Below are 17889 nucleotides of genomic sequence, written 5' to 3' on the forward strand. Positions count from 1 at the left end.
GCCCTCATCGCAGCTCGGGCAGCGGCGGGAGCTGCGGCAGCAGCGACTCGGCCGAAGCGATCTCGCGTGCGGCGAAGCGCGGCAGGATGTCTTCCTCGAGGATGCGCAGCTGAGGCGCGTAGAAGGCCTGCCAGCGCGCCGGATGCAGCGTCGCCGCCGCGGCGCGAAGGTGGTCATGTGCCTGGAGCAGCCGGGCCATGGTCAGCGGTTCCGGCGTGATCACGGCGTTCGGGCAGGTGAAGCAACCCATGAAGTTGGTACAGAGCTCGCCACCGCGGGTGCCCGGCGCGGCGCCGGCCAGCGGATCCTTGCAGTCGAAGCCGAACATCGACACCAGCTCGCCCGGCGGTAGCACGCTCGCCGCCGCCGCGGCTGCCTGCGGAGGCGGTGCGGTCGGCGAAGGAGTGAGGTGCTCGAGAAAGGCAGCCTGCAATGCGGCGATGCGCACGTGGTTGTGCCTTCGCACGACCGGCGCCTCGACGTAGCGAACGGTCGTCGCGATGTTGGCGTGGTTGGCCACCGCCCGCGTTCGAAGCAGATCGCCGCTGGCGCGGTAGAAGCTGCACAGGACGCTCGGCCGGATGCTCGCCAACGCGAACGCCGCCAGGCGGTGGCGGTCGCAGAATTGGGCGAGCAGGTGATGGACGGTGATGGTCGACATCGCGTTCACGGTGCGCAGCCCCTTGAAGATGAAGAGGCGGTCGCGCTGCGCCGGCGGCGCCAGCGGCCGCAGCCGCTCGTTCCAGGCGAGGATGTCCCTCACCAGTGCCGGCGGCTCGAACGCCGCGTCGCGTCCGAAGGTCCGCCGCTGCTGGCGCCCGGCGCGGGCCTTGAACCACACCAGCGCCTGGCGGTTCTCCAGTAGGGGAACGTCCTGCAGGCAGTCGCGCCCGAGTTCGGCGATGGGCTCGGGGTTGCCGGCCGCGTGGGTCAGGATGGCCAAGTAGTATGGCAGCAGCGAGACGGCACGCGGGTACAGGTACGGCTCGATCTGCTTGGCGCCGCCCCAGCGACGCACGGCGATCTGCAATTGATGGTTGCCGTGCTGTTCCAAGTCGAGCCTGCTGGGCATGATGCCGCCGAAGCGACGATCGACCTCGGCCAGAAGCCAACCCAAGGAGCCGGCCTTGCCGCCGTCGACGGCGCGCTGCGCAGCGGCCGATGCCCGCATCTCCCGCATGGCAGCGATGTCCGCTTCGCAGGCACGCAGGATGGCGCGAAGCTCGCGTGCTGTCAGCGTCGCGCGTGGGGGCGTGTCGCGACCCCGCCCGGGGAAGGGCGCGAAGGGATGGTCAATGCGGTCGACCAAATCGGGACGGCAGCGTTCGAGCCAGCGCAGCAGCTGGCGCAAGGCACCGTAGGTGTTGGCACGCGTGGAGACGGCCCAGGGCGTGCCGTCCGCGCGTCGTTGCGCGTTGAGCCATTCGATGTAGCGCACGAGCATGCATCGGTCCAGGTCCGCGAGCGACCTGACGGCTCCAGACTCGGCCGCGAAGCGGTTGAAGATGAGCACCGATTCCCAGCATGACTTGATGCCGCGCGGCGACCGAGCTCCGCAATGGCACCAGAACGCCTGCGCCAGCGCAAGCCGCACGTCCTCCGGCAGGGACAGCGACGAGAAGTCGATGACCGTCCGGCGAACCAGGCGAGGAGCGTCAAAGCGAGCGGGCTGCGCGTCGCGCACCGACGCTGCCACGGGCTCTTGCGACAGCGCCCGACGGATGCTCTGGCGCGGCGACTTCATGACGGCCCTTCCTCTGACAGCAGCGTCTCAAGCACGTCCTTGAGGACGCACGGATCGACAGCGACGGCGCGAAGGTAGCGGTCGGTCGTCTCGATGTGCTCGTGGCCGAGCAGCACCTTCACCACGATCAACGGGTTGATCTTGGCACCTCGGCCGGCCAGGTGTTCGAGTCTCGCGAGCAGCATGCAAGCGAAGGTGGCTCGCAGCAGGTGCGTGGTGGCCTTGAATCCGCAGGCCACACCCGCCTGGCTCACGGCTCGTTGATAGGCGTTCTTGCCCGCGGGTGCACCGCGGGCGTTGACGAACAGGGCATTGTGCTCGGCGATCCGCCCCTTGCGTCGGGCGCGTGCCAGCCAGGCGAAGCGATGGCCGCTGACGTAGCCGTCGGTCTCGTCGAGCAGGCTGGCCGGCGCGATCACGTGGCCGGCCTTGCGGCCCTTGCGAACGACCTCGATCGCGTGATGCAGCGTGGCTGACGCAGGGCGGTGGCCTATGTCGCTGACGCCGAGGCGCAGCAGTTCGCTGATGCGTAGGCCCGTATACAGCTGCCAGCGGGCCATCAGGTCGTAGGGCGGTGCGAGCTCCGCGAGGAGTTCGCGCGCCTGCTCGGAGATCAACGGCCGCGGCAGCTCCTCGTACTGCCGAAGGACGAAGAGGCTGCGTTCATGGGTCGGAGCGTGACTGGCCCGCGTAGGCCGGTGATGCCGTGCGAGCCGGAAGTCGCGCGTCTTGTCCGCCAGCGGCGAGGCGTTTAACCATTGCGTCCGAACTGCCCACTCGTAGAACCGGAGTACGCCACGAACGCGATGATTGATGGTCGTCGTCCGGTACGGGCGGCCGGTGTGGGGGCTCGGCTGCGCCATCATGCGGTTCCGATAGGCCACGAGGTCGACGGCGTTGGCGCTCTCCCACGGGATGTCGTTCTGCTCTAGCGTCTCGAACCAGTCGTAGAGGATCTCGGCGTAGGTCCTCAGAGTGTCGTCGGTATGGGCGCGTTGGACCGAGTGTTCATGCAGGAAGGCGACTGCCGGTTCGATCAACTGCCAGTGCCTAGTGAACAGAAGCGGAAATCCGGCGGGGCGAGGTTCGCGCACGGCGACATCGGTCGCCCGCTCGGCAGCGGTGCGCGTTCGCTCGGTCACCTCATCGGGGGTCGGCAGCGAGGCCTTGCGGATGATCTGCACCATGGGGCGCGCCCTTGCGATTCAGAAGCTTGACGGCTTCCACGAAGGTCACATCCAGGAGGTGAATCGCCAAGTCGATGGCGCCGCCTCCGCCATGCCTCGCACGCGTGTCGTACCACTTGGGACCCGTGGTCACGATCTCGAAATCGCCGCGGCGAGTGCACAGGTGCCAGCGCTGGCTCTGGTCGTCCTTGACCGGCAGAAACGTCGGGTCAGCCTTGACGTGGGTGGCCAGCAGCGCGAGCGCGTCGCAGGCCGGCATTTGGCGAAGCCTTGTCAACGTCGAGGCACTGAACGAACTGCGTAGTCGGCGCGCGACCATCTCCGCAACCTCCCGTGGCGTTGCTCAAAAAAAAAGGCGCGGGACGCGGCGGGGCTACTCGCCTCTGAGAGAGGCCCGGGCTACCCGGGCGTGAGATCACTGTAGGCCGGTTGGCCGCTCAGTCCAAGGGCGTTGACACTCGCGAATGCAACCTAACACCCCTACCTGACCATGCCTTCACGTGCGGCGGTGGCCGGGCCGGGTGGCTTCTCGTACTACGACCATGTGTGCCTGCCCGAGAGCGAGAAGGACCTGACCTGGGCCCATGAAGGCCGCAGTTACCGTTCGCAGGTGGTGGTGCGCCTCAACGGCCGGCGCAAGACCGAAGCCTTCCTGTTCGTGCTGGCCGAGCATGGCGCCTGGGTGCCGGTGGTGCTGGCCGATGGCACGGTGTCTGACGGCAAGGTCGACACCTACGCGCGCTGCGTGGAAGCTCTCTGCGGGCCGGCGGACACCTTCTTCACGTCGGTGTTCTCGGCCCAAGGGAAGCGCCAGCTCAGCACCTACCGCAATGCCGAGATCAAGAGCTTGCTGGCCGACCTGCTGGGCCAGGAGGAGATCCGCGTCATCGGGCAGAAGGCGGGCGAGACGGCCCGGCTGTTGAAGGCGGGGCTGGTCGCGATCCGGCACGAGTCATCTGGCCTGGATGCGGAACACAACCGGCTCGCGGCTGAGCGGCTTCGGCTGGACGGTGCGGCAGGGCGGGTCGAGCCTGCCGTGGCAGCGCTTCGGGCGGCGCAGTTGGCGTTGGAGGTGGGCCAGTCCCGGCACATCACCCTGGTGGCCGAGCGCGACCAGTCGAAGGCCACCGAGGCCCGCCGCGCGCAGTTGCACGCGGAGCGTCAGTTGCTGCTGGCCCGCGGCACCGAAGCCACCCAGGCGCTGCAGGGCCGCGAGCAAGGCGAACGGGGGCGGCTTCAAGGCCTGGAGCAGCGCATCGCGCAGCGGCGCGCGCAGGCGAATGCGCGGTGGCAGGCCTTGCAGCAGTCGCGGCGCCAATGTCTCGCGACGCTCGCGCTGTCGGGTGTGGTGGGGCGTGCCGTCACCCGGCAGCCATTGTCCTCACGCTTGCAGGCCCTGCGCAGCGGGCAGGTCGCGGTCTGCCGTCAGCAGGTGCAGCGGCTGGCGCAATGCCAGGCGGCCGAGAAGCTCGCCGAGCAGAAGCTGCAGGGAATTGACCGCGAAGCCGGCAAGGCCGCGCTGCGCGCCGAAGAACTGGCCCATCGATTCGGCTTGACGCGCGAAGTGCCCTGCGCCGGGACCGATCTGCAAGGGCAGTGCAAGTTGCTCGGCGACGCGCGCGAGGCACAGTCGCTGATCCCCAGCGCAAGCGCCCAGATTGCCGCGCTGGCGCGGGACAAGGCACAGGTCCAGGACGAACTGGTGGCGATCCGTCAACAGCGGGACGCATTGCAGGGCGCTCCACAAGCGTTGAGGCTTGCCGAACGGCGCGAAGAGGCCGCACGCGAGCGCGCATCCCGGCTCGCGCTGCTTGCCGCCAAGGCGGCCGAGATGGCACAGGCCGAGTCCACGCTGGCCCGCGTGAATCAGGAACTGGCCGCGTTGGACGTGACCGTGGCTGGTGCCGACAGCCCCGAAACGCCCGACGAACGCGCCGAACGCCAGCGCATCGCCGTGGCCGGGCTGGAACTGTCCGAGGAACGTAAGCGCCACGCCCAGCGGCTGCAGGAAGGGCTGGGCCGGATCGACGCGCTGCTGGCTGCGTTGCCCGCACCCTTTGATGAACGCCGCCTGTCGGCCGCCGCGCAGGCCGTGGCGGACGCGCGCCAGGCCGTGGCTGCTGCGGACCGGGCTCATCTGGCTGCGGCACGTGAGGCGCAGGCAATGGACGCGCTGACGCAGCAGATCCAGTCGCTGGCACAGCGGCGCGTGCAGGTCGATGCGCGCGTGGCGCATGTCGAAGCCGAACTTGGCGGCTGGAACCTGTTTGCGCGCTGCATGAGCAACGACGGCCTGATCGCGCTGGCCATCGACGACGCGGGCCCCACGCTGTCCGGCCTGGCCAACGACCTGCTGCTGGCCTGCTACGGGCCGCGCTTCACGGTGTCCATTCACACGTTGGTGGAGACGGGCAAGGGCGAGCAGCGCGAGGGCTTCGACATCGTCGTGCACGACGGCGAGTCGGGCGAAAGCAAGAGCGTGGGTCTGATGAGTGGCGGGGAACGGGTGTGGATCAACGAGTCCCTGACACGGGCGGTGGCGCTGTACCTGGCACAGCATTCTGGGCGCCGCTACACGACGCTGTTCTGCGACGAGGCAGACGGCGCGCTGGACCCTGAACGCAAACGCGCGTTCATGGCGATGAAGCGCGAGGTGCTGCGGCTCGGCGGCTACGACCGCGAGTTCTTCGTCTCGCAGACGTTGGAGTTGACCGCGATGGCGGATGCGGTGATCGACCTGGATGCGCTGCACACGAGTGCATCCGCTTCGCCGGCCGGCGCGGAAGCCTGAGCTGTCCGAAGTCAGCGGGGCCGAGCTGCCCGATGGACAGCCCGGCCCGCCAGAAGAGGCGCGGATGCCTCAGCGGAAGACTCGCGGCTCGATGGTCTCGCCGCGCATGAACGCCAGGTAGGCGCTGGCCTTGCCGACGTCGCGGAAGCGGGCCAGTTCGTCCCGTTGGTGCTCGACGCCCCACGGGTGACTATCGTCGCCGGTCGGTACCAGGCGCAGGTCCGGCACCTGGTAGCTGGGGTGCGTGTACAGCGCGACGCCAGATTGCCAGTCGATGATGCACAACAGGCAGGCCGTCAGGATGGCTCCGCCGCCGGCTTCGCCCGCCTCGATCAACAAGGGCACCTTGAGCCATCCGGTGGAGCGGCCGATGCGGCCGACGACATCGAACTCGTCGAACCAGGATTGGCCATTGCGGGTGTCGCCATAGACCAGGCGCGCTTGGCGGCGTGTCTTGCGGCAGGCCTCCAGGACCTTGATGACCTCAGGGTGGGTTCCGGGATCGAAGTAGGTGTCATGGGTCAGCGCGGACTGGCCCCAGGCGCGCGTGGCAGCCTGGTACTTGCGGTAGCCGGCCAGCGTGTCGGCGTCTTCGTCCGTGAAGGCCAGGTCGGGCTGCCGGAGTCTCCGCGCGATCTGGTCGGCATGTCCGCGCGCGTTGTCGAAACCGAGGCAACTGAAGCCACCGCCATCGGCGATGACGTAGAGCCGTTGCTCGCGATCGAGGGTCACCGATTCCATGGGGTGGCCTCGAAGGGTGTGTGCATGTGATTGCTCCAAAGAAGGCAGGGCGCCGGCCTTGCGGCGCGATGCCCTGCGGGACTGGGAGCCACCGGTCGGGTGGCGTGGTGTTTCAGCCTGGTGGCCTCACGAGATCGGGTCTTCGCCCTCGTAAATCGGCAGGCCGTCGATGCCGGCGGCGTCGCTGTCGAACTTCAGCCACACGATGCCGGCTTGTTCGGCCACGTCGAAGATCGTGGCGAGGTCGGGCTCGGTGGGCACGCTGTAGCGCGGCGCGCCAACGTAGACGAAGCCGCCGTACTCGTTGGGGTAGGCGTTGACCGACAGGTCATCGGCGGCCAGCTTCTGGCGCGAGCTGGCGGTCAGGTGGGTGATCGACAGCGCGGCCATCGGCTCGGCGTGCTGCAGCAGGTTCTTGGCCGTGGAGTTATCCAAGATGAACTCCTTCTCGTTGCGGTGGGGGACTCGGGGCGTGGCGGCTGGGTGCTGGACGGTTGAAGTCCATGCCGCAGTCGCGGCAGCGGTACCAGCGTAAGCGTCCCAGCGTGCCCAGCGGCACGCCGTGCCCGGGGCACGGGGGGCAGCGCGGTGCATGGGTGGCGGACATGGTGTTCCTTCGTGTTGACCGGACCACATGCCTCAGACCAGCCCGCGTTCGGCGAACGAAACGACGTGGTCGCCGGCGACGACGAAGTGGTCGAGGAAGCGGACGTCCACCAGGCTCAGCGCGGACTTGAGGGTCTGCGTCAGGAACTCGTCGGCGCGACTGGGCTCGGCGTTGCCGCTGGGGTGGTTGTGCGCCACGGCGACCGCCGCTGCGTTGCGGGCCAGCGCCGCCTTGACGAGCTCGCGCGGGTACACCGAGGTCTGCGTGAGGGTGCCACGGAACAACTGCTCCGTGCCGATCAAGGCATGATGCGCATCGAGGTACAGCGCCAGAAAGACTTCATGCTCCAGGCTGGCGCAGTACAGCCGCAGCCATTCACGCAGGGTCTGCGGCGAATTCATCACCGGGGCGCCACGCATGCGGGTCTGCAGGTCGCGCAGGATCAGTTCGCGTGCGGCGCTGAGCTTCTGGTCGAGCAGCGTCCGCTGCGCGATGACCGGTCCGTGGAACGGCTCGCCGTCGGCGACGTGCAGGTGTTCATCGGAAAGGTACCGACGGTCGTGTGCGAGCAACTCGCCGACCAGCTCGGACCTGGAAAGGGTGGACATGTCCACGGCGTTCTCCTTCATGAATGTGAAAGCGGGAACGCCGAACCCGAGAGGGGAACGAGGTTCCCGCTCGGGATGCATGGGCCGGATGACCCATGCTGATGACAAGGCAGGTGACGACTGCGACGCCGGCTGCGCCGGAAGGCACTTCGCTGGGAAGTGCACTGGGGAATGGTCAGTCTGCGACGCCCGCCCGGTGGCGGCAAGCCCTGGGCTTGCGGCGCCATGTCAAAGCGATGGTGTTGGGCTTGCGTTGCCGGTGGCGGCGCCGATCAAGCGCTTCAGGCGCAGGTCGCGCTGAAGAGCGACTCGGATGACATTGGAATCGCGCGTCAGAAATCTTTTGCAAGGCGCCGGTCCAACCGACGACAAATGTTTGCGGTTCGGCCAAGATGGCGCGCGACAACGGTTCGCACGCACCATGATCCGCCTCGGTCAACAGGTTCGACTCACCCGCCGCGAGGTCGAGCGCTTCACCAAGATCACCGGCATCGCGCCGGTGGGCATCCGCACGCTGGCGGAGCTGGACGCCTACATCGCCCGGTGCAAGGCGCACTACTGGGGGGTGTCGCGCGAGACGCAGTTCCTGCACTGGCTGATCGACAGCGAGTACGAGCGGTGCCGTGATGCGGCGTAACCCGCGATAAATGGCGGCAAGAGAGCCCAGGCCCCGCTGAGGTGAGGGCGCTGGGCTCGAATTGACGGCGGTTCAGGCGACGGCAGGACTTGCAGGCTGCTCGGGGAACCAGGCCCGGTAGGCCTCGGCGCCGCTGATCGCCGCGCCGTTCATCAGCGGCTCGATCGCCGTGCGGCTCAGGTCCAGCACCAGGTCGGCGTAGTCATCCGGCGCGGTGTGGATCGAGCTGTACAGATCGAGGTCGCACTCATCGAGATCGGCCTCGATCACGGCGATGGCGCCGAGCTCGTCGAAGGCGCCCTCGTCGATGACCGCTTCGGGCAATGTGGCACCGGCCAACGGCACAACCTGCGTCACGGCGTTGCTGATCGAACGGTAGGTGCCGCCCTGATCGTCGTACTCCGCCGATGCACTCAAGGTCGCGCGCAGCGACTGCAGCCAAGGGTGGCGCACAAACAGGCCCGCCAGGCAGGCGCCGGCCCAGCAGTGCTGGAGCGTGTCGAAGGCTCGTTCGGCCTCGCGGTAGGTGCGGTCGACGGCCAAGCCGGCTTCGGTGACGGTGATCGCCCCCAAGGCATCGACCCAGTAGTCGGGCACGTCGGTGTTCTCTGTGGTGTTCATGGGGTTCTCTTTCTGCGATGGTTGCCTTCCGAGAAGACCACCGCCTTTGGGTTGATGTGTTGCAGCAAGGGCCACCACCAGGGCGGCCGTTGGCAGACCTGGTGCCAGTCGCCCCGGCCGTCGTTGGCGCTGACGTGGACTTCGATGCAGCGGTCGCAGGCCAGCATTTCGCGCGTGAGGGCGTCGTCGCGAAGGCCGCTGTGGCAGGCCAGGATGTGCAGGTGCGACAAGTCGATGGCGTAGGGCACGCCCGACTCGAACAACTGCCGGTACTCGGGCCAGGTCGAGACCAGCCACGGGTCACCCGCGGAGGGGTACTGTCCTTCGACGCCGACGGCGCAGCCGAACAGGTCCGTGCAGCGGCGTGTGTGTGTTCGAGCATCTCGGCCATGCTGGCGTCGCGTCGCGCGCCGGCATGCGCGGTGTAGGCCGGCGCGGCAAGCCGCCGGCTGATGAGGGCCGCCTGCCGGAACCACTCACGGTGCGCCTGGTAGCCCGACAGGTCGGCCAGTTGGTGCTCGGGCAAGACCCGCACGTTGGCGTGCAGCCTGAAGCGCACCTGCGGAAACGCGACCATCAGTCCATCGACCATCGCCTCGGTCAGGACGCCGAAGTTCTGCGGAACGAGTTGGACGTGGTCGGTGCACAGCCTTCCGAACAGCGGCTCGACGACCGCACCCGCGAGATGCCGGGCGGCCTGGTCGTGGCGCAGCCCGGGCCAGCATGCGAGCGAGGCGTGCACAGTTGGGCGCGTCAAAACGTCGTCTCCTCGTAGTCGGAGTCGGTGAAGTAGGCCGTGTGCTCGATGCGCACCGTGCCGGCCTGGCAGTCGAAGATGACGCTGCCGGAGCCGCCGTCGCCGTTTTCCCAGCCGCCATGGACCACATCGATGACCTCGTCGGCGAAGTCGCGCAGGGCCTGTTCGATGCTGAGCTGTTGCTCGACGATGGTGGTCTGCCACTCACCGTTCTCGAAGACGCCGCGTTCGGCGAACATGGTGACGAGCGCCGCCATGTTGAACGGCGCTTCGGCCGGCATCTCGACCGACACGTCTTCGACGCCGCCCGAGTCGCCGCAGCCGACGTAGGTGGCGGTGGCCGTGACGGCGCCGGCCTGTACCAACGTCGCCAGCAGGATGCGCCGGTTGCGGCCGAGGACCGACGCTTCGTCGATCACGTAACGCGCCGGCTCGGTGGCGTCCGCGGAGTTGTTTGTCTTCTCTGGGGTCATGTTCTCTTCCTTCATGGAGGTCGAGGGGCACGACCGCACCCGTCGGGACAGCGTGCCCCTCGGGGTTGGTTGAACTGCAGTGCCGGCGGCGCTTCAGGCGGCTTCCGGCAGCGGGCTGAACAACTGCTCGAGCGGTGCGCCGTCGCCAACCTGCAACGCCGAGCAGGCCCTGGTCACGGGTGGCCGCACGGTGACGTCGGTGTCATCGACAGGCTGGACGCGGGCCACCACGGTGCCCCGGGGGCTTCGCACTTCCATCTCGCCGATGCCGCGCGTCCACGTGGCTTCCACCACGTAGTCGGCCTGCACCGGCAAGCGGTCGCGCACCAGCTGTACGCCGGCGTCGAACGAGTCGGTCGTGACGGCATCGGTGAGGTCGCCGTATTCGCGGTCGTAGAGGAAGACCTTGTAGCTGGCCTTCATCGCGGCGGGGGTTGATTCCGGCCCAGGGGACGACATTGCGGGATCGGCTCCGGGTTGGATGCCCAATCCGAAGGTGTCTTGCGCCAACTGGCGCAGCTCGTGCGCACTGGCGATCTGAGCGGGTGCCTCGAAGGCACGCGGTGTTTCATTGGCAGGGGCCATGGGACTGTTCCTTTCATGAGGGGTACGACCGGCCGGCGGCAGGTCGACGTGGAAGGGGCGGGATGGCCGAGCGCGTCACGCACCACCGCGGAGGTGGGCGTGAGCGTTCGACGCTCGAGGCATCACGGCGGGCGCCGCGTTGCCGGGCCAGGCGGGTGGTGCCTCGCGCTCTGGGTCAGGCCGCCGAGCGGGTGGCCTGGGCTTGTGGCGAGCGAGGCGGTGAAGCCTCGGTTTGCGCGGCGGCCGGCGCCGCGCCGGGTGGGCCCGCCTGCGGTGCGAAGGCCGATTGCGCCTGCGCGAATTCAGTCTCGCGCGTCAGGCGTCGCACCTGGCGCACCGCCGGTTCCTTGCCGGTCTCGGGCAGGCACTCGACGGCGATGTCACCGCCGCGGCGCAGCATGCGCACGGGCACAGCAAACAGCCCGTGGCAGAGCCAGCGGACGAACTGGCCGATCCGCTTGTCGCGGGCCTGGCGGGCCTTGTGGGCGCGCAGGGCTTCCTTGCAGCACAGCACCAGGGCCAGGTGCCTGCGCTTCATCTCGGCATCGGCTTCGAGCTGGGCCAGCACTTCGGTGGCCAGGGTCGCGTCGTGACGCACCCGGCGGTAGAAGCTGACCCAGGCGCGCTCTTCCTCGAACTCGACGCCGAAGCGCTTGGCACGAGGGCGGGACTTTTCAGGTTTCTCAGGGAACATGGTGTTGGCTCCTGTGAAAGAGGGAACACCCATCCCCGGCGGGAAGCGGTGGGCTCCCCGAGGGTTGCAAATCGGTTGCAAGGGCATGCGGTGCTGATAACCTGAGCAGCCCGCACATGGAGGCCCACACGATGCTTCGTGCAGGCAAGTCACTACGGTTCACCCCCGACGAAGTCGATGAGTTCCGATCACTCGGACTCGACTTCGAAGGGGTGCGAACGCAGGACGACGTCGAACAAGCGTTGGCCGCGTGGGCCGGTACGCTCGCCGATGAACGCCCTGATCTGCTGGACAAGATCGTCTCGGAGATGGCGAAGGTGAAGGGCGTGAAGCCCCCTGCGCGTTTGACCACGGTGGTCAGCGGCGCGCCTTCTGCCGGTTCTCCTCGGCAATCCTGATCCAGCGGTCGGCGATCTCGTCCAGATAGACCAGATCGTCGGGCTCGATCTCGCCTGACTTGCGCAGCCGGGCGATCACTTCCTTGACCACTTGCGGGTCATCCTTGGCGAGTTGAATCGCCAGGGCGGCTATGCGCTTGCGGTACAGGGTGGTCAGCATGACGCCCCTTCCACAGCGCGGTTCTCGACAGCCTCGAACGCTTGCGTGAACGCAAACGAAATGGGCTTCATCAGCGCGGCGACTTGCGGCGCTCGAAGGGTCAGCTCACGGGCGCGCCCGGAACCGCCCAGCAGCACCCCGACAGGCGCAGCACTCTCTTCACTGGGACAGCGAACATGGTGTTCTCCTTCATCGAATGAAAGGGAACACCCATCCCCGGCGGGGAACTTGGGGTTCCCCGTTCGGGATGCTCCGGCCGTGACCGGCGGAGCGGCTCTGTGGCACAAGGCCACGCTGTTCAGCCTGGGGGCTGAACGCAATCCACAGCCACGGGCGTGGCTGAACCGGATCGATGTCCGGGCTCTACAAGGCAGGTAACGACTGCGACGCCAGCGAACTGGACTTCAGGAGGCCGGAGCCTCTGGTGAAGGCTTTGCAGGCGCGATGCCCACGGATAGCCCTTGCAGTCTGGCACCCGAGGGGAGCAAGCTCAAGATCGCACCAGAGGTCGCCGCCATGCGCCACCCGAAAGCGCCCCACAGGCCGGGTGCTTCGCGATGGCGCAACACGCCCTGCGGCACTCCGGCGAAGTGCGTGGCGGCAGCATGGCCCACAGGCAGCGTGCCCCATGTCAGCCCCGACTCGATGATGAAGGTGAGCGTGCAATCATGATAATATCCGTCATCGATTTGGGAGCTGTGATGCGCGAAGTCAACGATGGGCGGGCAGTGCCGTCGGGCGTGGGCACGTTGGCCGGCACACCCGGCGAGATCGGCGAGCAGTTGCGGCACTCAGTCGCCGAGCGTGCCATTGCGCTGACGTTCGCCCATGAGAGCGAGCGCACCGTGCGCGCGATTGCCGATGCGCTGGGCAGCCTGGCACCGATGGTGGCGGGCCTGATCAAGCGGCGCCAGCGCGAGGCGCTGGACAAGATCGTCGACGCGCTGGTGCCGACCGTACCTATGCCGGCGCACATGATGGTGGAAGCGCGCATGACGGCGCACGCGCGCAGCGAAGTCCTGGCGTCAGGCGACTGGCTCACGGCGGCGCAGGTGGCCGAGCTGGCGGGCTTCAGCACCTCGAACCTCAGCGCGCAGCCGAACAAGTGGAAGAAGGAAGGGCAGATCTTTGCGATCCGCCACCAGGGCCTGGACTACTTTCCGGCCTACGGTCTGGACGCCGAGGCGGGCTACAGACCCCTGAAGCCGCTGGCGCCTGTCCTGGCGGTCTTCGGGGATGCCAAGGACGGCTGGGGTCTGGCGTACTGGTTCGCCTCGGCAAACAGCTTCCTCGGCGGCAAGCGGCCCCAGGACGTGCTGCTCAAGTCGCCCGACCGTGTGCTGGCGGCTGCCACCGACGAAATGGCCGAAGTCGCCCATGGCTGACCCGGCCGGCGCAGGCCGTCCGCGGCGCGCCGGCGCTTCCAAGTCGAAGGCCGCGTTGGCCGGCACCGTGCCAGACCCGCCTGCGGTCTTGCACATCACCACAGCGACTTGGAAGGCCGGTGTTGCCTTGCACCGCATTCACCTCGACGTGTACGCGGCAGAGGCGTTCAACCCGGGCGTCAAAGGCAACGCCAGGTTCAGCCCCGTCGTCAACGCCGCCGGAAAGCCGATCCCGACGCTCTACGGCGGCACCAGCTTCAACTGCGCGGCCATGGAAACTGTCTTCCACGATGTGCCGTTCGCGCCGGGACTGAAGACCTTCGCCAAGCACAAGCTCGAAGGTCAACTGCACTCGGTGCTGGCCGCCACGGCGGCATTGACGCTGGCCGACCTGCGCAACGTGCCGCTGCGCAAGCTGGGCGTCGAACGCAAGCAGTTGATCGACACCGAGAAGGACACCTACGGCCAGACCCGCAAGTGGTCTGCGGCGATCCATGCGCAACATGCGCACATCCAAGGCCTGTGCTGGACCTCGCGGCAGGACGACAGTGCGATGGCGGTGATGCTGTTTGGTGATCGCGTTGATGCAGGCACATTGACGCGGCGTGAGGTTTCGCGCGCCTTGCTCGATGACGGGCCTGCCTACATGGACCTGCTGACCTTGGCTGACATGATCGGCGTGCGCGTCGTTGCGGGAAGGGCCTGACTTCGCTGCACTGAATCGAGGAACGAAGGAATGGGGGACCAAGGATGAGCGGATCAACTGTCGCGACGTTCAATGCCGGTGCTTCGATGCTGGGTTACCTGTACCAGGTGCGCGTGGCATTGCTGTTGGCCATACGGCAGAGCCGGGTGATGGACTTCTTGGTCAGCATCGAAACGCTGGACGACGTGAGTTTCGAGGCAAACGGCGATCCCATCGCGGTGCTGCAGACCAAGCACTCGATCCACGGCACATCGGGTCTGAGCGACCTCAGCTCGGACCTCTGGAAGACGCTGAGAGTCTGGATGGTGGGACGCGCCAGCGGCGAGGTGCCTATCACGGCCGCGAAGTTCCTGATCTCGACGTCGATGGCTTCGGCCGGCACCGCCTGTTCGGCGTTAGGCCCGGCGGGCGAGGGCCGCGATGTTGAAGCCGCCTCCACTCGGCTCAAGCAGGCGGCCACGACCTCGACGAATGCCGACCTGAAGGACGCATTCGAGGCCTTCCTCGCGCTGGGTGAGGCCGAGCGCCAGCAGCTGTTGAGCAGCATCTACGTGGTGGCAGGCCAGCCCAATGCCGACGCCATCCAATCGCAGTTGCAGGCCGAGCTGTATCACGTGTCGCTCCACCACCAGGCGCTGTCGGTTCAGATGATCGAGGGCTGGTGGTTCAAGCGGGTGATTCACGAACTGGTGTATGGCGGTGTTGGTATTCCTCGTGCGGAGATCGATGCGCAGATATCGGAGGTTCAGGAGTCGCTGAAGCGCGATGCGCTGCCCATCGACGAGGAGATCGACGCCTTGATGGTGGCACTCGAACACTTGCCGGAGTTCGCCAGTCGACCGTTCTATCGCCAGGTCGAAATCGTCGGCGCTGGGCCGCGCCGCATTCGCAATGCGATCACCAGCTACCTTCAGGCGTTTCGCCAGCGTTCTGCGTGGATGCGCGACGACTTGTTGTTCGACGCCGATCTGCGGCAGTACGACCAGCGCCTGCTCACCGAGTGGGCGCTGCTGCGCGAACAGGTTTGCGACGAACTGGGCGAGGGGGCCGGCGAAGACGAGATGGCCAAGGGGGGCGGGCCATCCTCAAGTGGGCAGAGGATGCACCATTGCCCATCAAGTCCGGAGTCAACGTGCCCTGGGTGTGTCGAGGGTCGTTCCACATGCTTGCCGATGACCGGCGCCTGGGTTGGCATCCGGATTTCGAGGCCCGCATGCAAGCGATCTTCGATACGCCCACTGATGGGGCAACGCCATGACCGAGTGGCAGGACCGAACCATCGAGCAACGCAATCTGCTGAATCCGGCGTTCTGCGCCGTAGTGCTGTGGCATGTGGCCAAGGGGTACCAGACTGAAGCCGCAACAGTGACCGACGCGACGGCCGCGCTACCCCTTGAGCTGGCATTCGTAGGCGCCAGCTTCGTGCTGCGCGGACAGACGCGCCGACATCTGCCGGTCACCGTGCGCACTTCGCTTGCCACCTGGATCCAAGACCACCCGCTGGAACGCTCCGCAGTGGCCAAAGGTGTCGGGATCCTGCGTCCGTATGTGCGGGAGGCCCTGGTGTTCGGCGCAAAGCATGGTGCGCTGTCGATGGTGGGCCGTAGGGTGGCCAGCGAGCCGGGCGCCGCCAAGCGCATCAACGGCTATCTGAAGCAATCGAGCGCCGACGTCAGGGACTGCGCCGGGCAGGCCCTCTTTGTGGGGCGCTGGTTGCACAAGGGCGGAACACCCTCAACGGTGATGGCGATGTTGGGGGTGCAAGCATGATTCAGATCTTGGCCATCGTTGCCTACAGCCACGACGGGCGCTGCAGAACCATCCGGATGGAGCCGGGGCGCGTCAACATAATCTCGGGCGACTCGCGTACCGGCAAGTCCGCATTGCTGGGGGTGATCGACTACTGCTTCGGCGCCTCGGAATGCGATGTTCCCGAAGGCAAGGTTCGTCGGAACGTCTCCTGGTTCGGTCTTCTGCTTCAAACCGAGCGTGGGCAGGCCTTCGTCGCGCGGCAAGTGCCAGCCGGTGATGCCAAGGCCAGCGAGGCGGTGTACGTCAAGACCGACTTGGAACTTGCGACCCCCGCGCACGCGGAACTCCGCCAGACCACGAACAGGGAAGGGCTCAGATCGCTGCTCGCGTCCTGGGTCGGCATGTCGGACTATCTGCATGAGCCGCCGCCGGGTCAAACACGGGTGCCGCTGGCGGCAACCATCAGCCATGCGCTGACGTTCTGCCTGCAATCGCAGAACGAGATTGCCCAGCGCCGCCACCTGTTCCATGGCGCAAGCGACCGCTTTGTGGCCCAGGCGATCAAGGACACGCTGCCGTACTTCTTGGGCGCGGTGACTGATGACTACGTGGCCAAGCAACAGGAATTGAAGCGCGTCCGCACCGAAATGCGCCAGATCGAGCGCAGGCTGGCCGAGGCTTCGGCCATCCGAGGTGAGGGGGTGACACGCGCGGACACCTTGCTGGCCGAAGCGAAGGCGGCAGGCCTGACAACGCTTGGAGACGGGGCGCTATGGCAGCAGAAGGTGGAGACGCTACGCCTGCTGCAAAGCTCACCGGTACCCAGTGCACTCGCAGAAGGTGGGGACGACGCGGAGTTCCGTCGTCTGACGGACGAACGCAACGGACTGCTCGGCGAGCAGCGCAGTTTGGTTGCCACACTCGAACGAGCACGCGCCTTCGAAGGCAACTCGCGTGGGTTCTCCTCGGAGGCAAGGGAGCATGCGGCGCGGCTGAATGCGGTGTCGGTCTTCGAGCAGGGGGTGGACGGACATGCGTGCCCGCTGTGCCTGCAGGGCTTGCCGGCCGAATCGAGTGCGCCGTCGATTGGCGAGCTGCGTGCCGCCCAGGCGTACATCGGTGAGCGCAGTGGCGCCATGGACTCGGCCACCCCTCGCATCGAGTCCGCGATTCATGAGGTCGAGGGCAAGCTGGTCGAGCTTCGGCGCCGCATGGACGGCAACCGTGAGTTGCTGACCGCGGTCAAACGCTCAAGCCAACGTCTGCAACTGGCCGCCGACACCGAGGCGCGGCGGGCGATGGTGCTCGGCCGCATCAGCCTGTATGTCGAGAACATTCCGCAGATGCCGGATCTGACGGCGCAGCAACGCCGGCTTGACGAACTGAAACTGCAGGAGCAGCAGCTTGACCAGGCCGTCAGCGCCGACGTGATCCAACAGAAGCTGGAATCCTGCTTGTCGAACGTGAATCGCTACCTGTCCGACTACGCTCGGCGGATCGGGCTGGAGTATTCAGAGAGCCCGCTTCGACTCGACCCGCGGGCGCTGACCATCGTGGCCGACACGCCCGAGCGCCCCGTGCCCATGTCCGAAATCGGCAGCGGCGAAAACCACGTCGGCTATCACATCGTTGCACATCTCGCGTTGCACACGTGGTTTGCGAACCGACAGCGACCGGTTCCATCCTTCCTGTTGTTAGACCAGTTGTCGCAGGCTCATTTTTCGCCGGACGCGGCACCACGCGACGGCGTGACCCAGGAGAAGCTGGATTCGGATCGGAAGGCCGTGAAGGCACTCTTTGGGCTCATCTTCGACGTGGTCGAAAGCCTGCAGGGGCGCTTTCAGGTTCTCATCACGGATCACCCGGACTTCAGCGACGATGCTCGCTTCCAAGCCGCATTACGCGAACGGTGGCGCGATGGGTTGAAGTTTGTGCCGGAGGACTGGCCGAGGGGCGACAGCGTCGTTTGATCGTCGCTGGAGCGGAATGGGCGTGGGGGCAGGCTGGGAATCGTTCCCGCCTCCGACGCACTTGAAAGCATGG

At 66.9% G+C, this 17889-nt stretch carries 20 protein-coding genes and 1 pseudogene; 9 read left to right on the top strand and 12 right to left on the bottom strand.

What is annotated here, in order from left to right; translation table 11 throughout:
• Positions 1-4: 4 nt before the first annotated feature.
• From Y694_RS01085 to Y694_RS01095, 3 genes are read right to left on the bottom strand one after another with little or no spacing between them, the layout of a single operon-like run.
• Complete coding sequence (locus Y694_RS01085) at positions 5-1744, bottom strand: hypothetical protein (RefSeq protein ID WP_036229051.1); 1740 nt, start codon at positions 1742-1744, stop codon at positions 5-7.
• Positions 1741-2931, bottom strand: a complete 1191-nt coding sequence (locus Y694_RS01090) for a tyrosine-type recombinase/integrase (RefSeq protein ID WP_036229053.1) — start codon at positions 2929-2931, stop codon at positions 1741-1743. The genes Y694_RS01085 and Y694_RS01090 overlap by 4 nt, the downstream gene beginning before the upstream one ends.
• Positions 2888-3190 carry a hypothetical protein gene (locus Y694_RS01095; protein ID WP_051495476.1) on the bottom strand — a complete coding sequence of 101 codons (303 nt, stop codon included), beginning with the start codon at positions 3188-3190 and terminating at the stop codon, positions 2888-2890. Before Y694_RS01095 ends, Y694_RS01090 begins: the two co-directional genes overlap by 44 nt.
• Before the next feature lie 231 nt (positions 3191-3421).
• Here Y694_RS01095 and Y694_RS01100 point away from each other — a divergent pair, with 231 nt between their 5' ends.
• Entirely contained in the window at positions 3422-5722 is a 2301-nt protein-coding gene (locus Y694_RS01100; RefSeq protein ID WP_051511782.1) for a DNA repair protein, read from the top strand.
• 69 nt (positions 5723-5791) lie between these two features.
• On the opposite strand, the gene Y694_RS01105 is transcribed toward Y694_RS01100, so the two are convergent.
• From Y694_RS01105 to Y694_RS01115, 3 genes are all read right to left on the bottom strand, one after another.
• Complete coding sequence (locus Y694_RS01105; protein WP_036229055.1) at positions 5792-6463, bottom strand: hypothetical protein; 672 nt, start codon at positions 6461-6463, stop codon at positions 5792-5794.
• Between the two features lie 126 nt (positions 6464-6589).
• Entirely contained in the window at positions 6590-6898 is a 309-nt protein-coding gene (locus Y694_RS01110) for a hypothetical protein (protein ID WP_036229058.1), read from the bottom strand.
• Between the two features lie 204 nt (positions 6899-7102).
• Positions 7103-7684, bottom strand: coding sequence for a RadC family protein (locus tag Y694_RS01115; protein ID WP_036229131.1), 582 nt, complete (start codon positions 7682-7684; stop codon positions 7103-7105).
• Positions 7685-8099: 415 nt separating this feature from the next.
• Here Y694_RS01115 and Y694_RS01120 point away from each other — a divergent pair, with 415 nt between their 5' ends.
• Complete coding sequence (locus tag Y694_RS01120; protein ID WP_036229061.1) at positions 8100-8315, top strand: hypothetical protein; 216 nt, start codon at positions 8100-8102, stop codon at positions 8313-8315.
• 72 nt (positions 8316-8387) lie between these two features.
• Here Y694_RS01120 and Y694_RS01125 read toward each other — a convergent pair whose 3' ends face one another.
• Both Y694_RS01125 and Y694_RS22265 read right to left on the bottom strand, forming a co-directional pair.
• Positions 8388-8936 carry a hypothetical protein gene (locus Y694_RS01125; RefSeq protein ID WP_036229063.1) on the bottom strand — a complete coding sequence of 183 codons (549 nt, stop codon included), beginning with the start codon at positions 8934-8936 and terminating at the stop codon, positions 8388-8390.
• A complete protein-coding gene (locus Y694_RS22265; RefSeq protein WP_152543364.1) occupies positions 8933-9184 on the bottom strand; it encodes a hypothetical protein in 252 nt (83 codons plus the stop codon). The genes Y694_RS01125 and Y694_RS22265 overlap by 4 nt, the downstream gene beginning before the upstream one ends.
• Positions 9185-9306: 122 nt before the next feature.
• Between Y694_RS22265 and Y694_RS22270 the strand changes: the two genes are divergently transcribed.
• Positions 9307-9711, top strand: a complete 405-nt coding sequence (locus tag Y694_RS22270; RefSeq protein WP_051495479.1) for a hypothetical protein — start codon at positions 9307-9309, stop codon at positions 9709-9711.
• Here Y694_RS22270 and Y694_RS01135 read toward each other — a convergent pair.
• The 3 genes from Y694_RS01135 to Y694_RS01145 all read right to left on the bottom strand — a co-directional run bounded on the left by Y694_RS01135 (position 9690) and on the right by Y694_RS01145 (position 11445).
• Positions 9690-10166, bottom strand: coding sequence for a DUF6878 family protein (locus tag Y694_RS01135; protein WP_152543365.1), 477 nt, complete (start codon positions 10164-10166; stop codon positions 9690-9692). The genes Y694_RS22270 and Y694_RS01135 overlap by 22 nt on opposite strands.
• 93 nt (positions 10167-10259) lie before the next feature.
• Positions 10260-10751: a hypothetical protein gene (locus Y694_RS01140; protein WP_152543366.1), complete on the bottom strand. Its 492-nt coding sequence runs from the start codon at positions 10749-10751 to the stop codon at positions 10260-10262.
• A 175-nt stretch (positions 10752-10926) separates the two neighbouring features.
• A complete protein-coding gene (locus Y694_RS01145; RefSeq protein ID WP_036229069.1) occupies positions 10927-11445 on the bottom strand; it encodes a hypothetical protein in 519 nt (172 codons plus the stop codon).
• 116 nt (positions 11446-11561) lie between these two features.
• On the opposite strand from Y694_RS01145, the gene Y694_RS23020 reads away from it, so the two are divergent.
• Positions 11562-11843, top strand: a complete 282-nt coding sequence (locus Y694_RS23020) for a hypothetical protein (protein WP_231497456.1) — start codon at positions 11562-11564, stop codon at positions 11841-11843.
• Here the strand turns inward: Y694_RS23020 and Y694_RS01150 are convergent.
• Entirely contained in the window at positions 11803-12003 is a 201-nt protein-coding gene (locus tag Y694_RS01150) for a hypothetical protein (protein WP_036229071.1), read from the bottom strand. The two genes, Y694_RS23020 and Y694_RS01150, sit on opposite strands and share 41 nt — an antisense overlap.
• 701 nt (positions 12004-12704) lie before the next feature.
• On the opposite strand from Y694_RS01150, the gene Y694_RS01155 reads away from it, so the two are divergent.
• The 5 genes and pseudogenes from Y694_RS01155 to Y694_RS01175 all read left to right on the top strand — a co-directional run bounded on the left by Y694_RS01155 (position 12705) and on the right by Y694_RS01175 (position 17816).
• A complete protein-coding gene (locus Y694_RS01155; RefSeq protein ID WP_051495480.1) occupies positions 12705-13388 on the top strand; it encodes a hypothetical protein in 684 nt (227 codons plus the stop codon).
• 55 nt (positions 13389-13443) lie between these two features.
• Positions 13444-14094: an RES family NAD+ phosphorylase gene (locus Y694_RS01160; protein ID WP_051495485.1), complete on the top strand. Its 651-nt coding sequence runs from the start codon at positions 13444-13446 to the stop codon at positions 14092-14094.
• Positions 14095-14894: 800 nt separating this feature from the next.
• A pseudogene (locus tag Y694_RS26985) lies at positions 14895-15352 on the top strand (ABC-three component system protein).
• Positions 15349-15864: a three component ABC system middle component gene (locus tag Y694_RS01170; protein ID WP_231497457.1), complete on the top strand. Its 516-nt coding sequence runs from the start codon at positions 15349-15351 to the stop codon at positions 15862-15864. The pseudogene Y694_RS26985 and the gene Y694_RS01170 overlap by 4 nt, the downstream one beginning before the upstream one ends.
• Positions 15861-17816 carry a DUF3732 domain-containing protein gene (locus tag Y694_RS01175; protein ID WP_036229081.1) on the top strand — a complete coding sequence of 652 codons (1956 nt, stop codon included), beginning with the start codon at positions 15861-15863 and terminating at the stop codon, positions 17814-17816. Before Y694_RS01170 ends, Y694_RS01175 begins: the two co-directional genes overlap by 4 nt.
• Positions 17817-17889 lie beyond the last annotated feature (73 nt).

This window comes from Methylibium sp. T29-B (assembly GCF_000576225.1).
Taxonomy (GTDB): domain Bacteria; phylum Pseudomonadota; class Gammaproteobacteria; order Burkholderiales; family Burkholderiaceae_C; genus Methylibium; species Methylibium petroleiphilum.

Bases quoted from the DNA above. Each gene is read 5' to 3' on its own strand.
- Y694_RS01095 (WP_051495476.1), bottom strand. From the start codon at position 3,190: ATGCCGGCCTGCGACGCGCTCGCGCTGCTGGCCACCCACGTCAAGGCT.
- Y694_RS01090 (WP_036229053.1), bottom strand. From the start codon at position 2,931: ATGGTGCAGATCATCCGCAAGGCCTCGCTGCCGACCCCCGATGAGGTG.
- Y694_RS01140 (WP_152543366.1), bottom strand. From the start codon at position 10,751: ATGGCCCCTGCCAATGAAACACCGCGTGCCTTCGAGGCACCCGCTCAG.
- Y694_RS01085 (WP_036229051.1), bottom strand. From the start codon at position 1,744: ATGAAGTCGCCGCGCCAGAGCATCCGTCGGGCGCTGTCGCAAGAGCCC.
- Y694_RS01145 (WP_036229069.1), bottom strand. From the start codon at position 11,445: ATGTTCCCTGAGAAACCTGAAAAGTCCCGCCCTCGTGCCAAGCGCTTC.
- Y694_RS01135 (WP_152543365.1), bottom strand. From the start codon at position 10,166: ATGACCCCAGAGAAGACAAACAACTCCGCGGACGCCACCGAGCCGGCG.
- Y694_RS23020 (WP_231497456.1), top strand. From the start codon at position 11,562: ATGGAGGCCCACACGATGCTTCGTGCAGGCAAGTCACTACGGTTCACC.
- Y694_RS01100 (WP_051511782.1), top strand. From the start codon at position 3,422: ATGCCTTCACGTGCGGCGGTGGCCGGGCCGGGTGGCTTCTCGTACTAC.
- Y694_RS01170 (WP_231497457.1), top strand. From the start codon at position 15,349: ATGACCGAGTGGCAGGACCGAACCATCGAGCAACGCAATCTGCTGAAT.
- Y694_RS01125 (WP_036229063.1), bottom strand. From the start codon at position 8,936: ATGAACACCACAGAGAACACCGACGTGCCCGACTACTGGGTCGATGCC.
- Y694_RS01150 (WP_036229071.1), bottom strand. From the start codon at position 12,003: ATGCTGACCACCCTGTACCGCAAGCGCATAGCCGCCCTGGCGATTCAA.
- Y694_RS01120 (WP_036229061.1), top strand. From the start codon at position 8,100: ATGATCCGCCTCGGTCAACAGGTTCGACTCACCCGCCGCGAGGTCGAG.
- Y694_RS01105 (WP_036229055.1), bottom strand. From the start codon at position 6,463: ATGGAATCGGTGACCCTCGATCGCGAGCAACGGCTCTACGTCATCGCC.
- Y694_RS01155 (WP_051495480.1), top strand. From the start codon at position 12,705: ATGCGCGAAGTCAACGATGGGCGGGCAGTGCCGTCGGGCGTGGGCACG.
- Y694_RS01175 (WP_036229081.1), top strand. From the start codon at position 15,861: ATGATTCAGATCTTGGCCATCGTTGCCTACAGCCACGACGGGCGCTGC.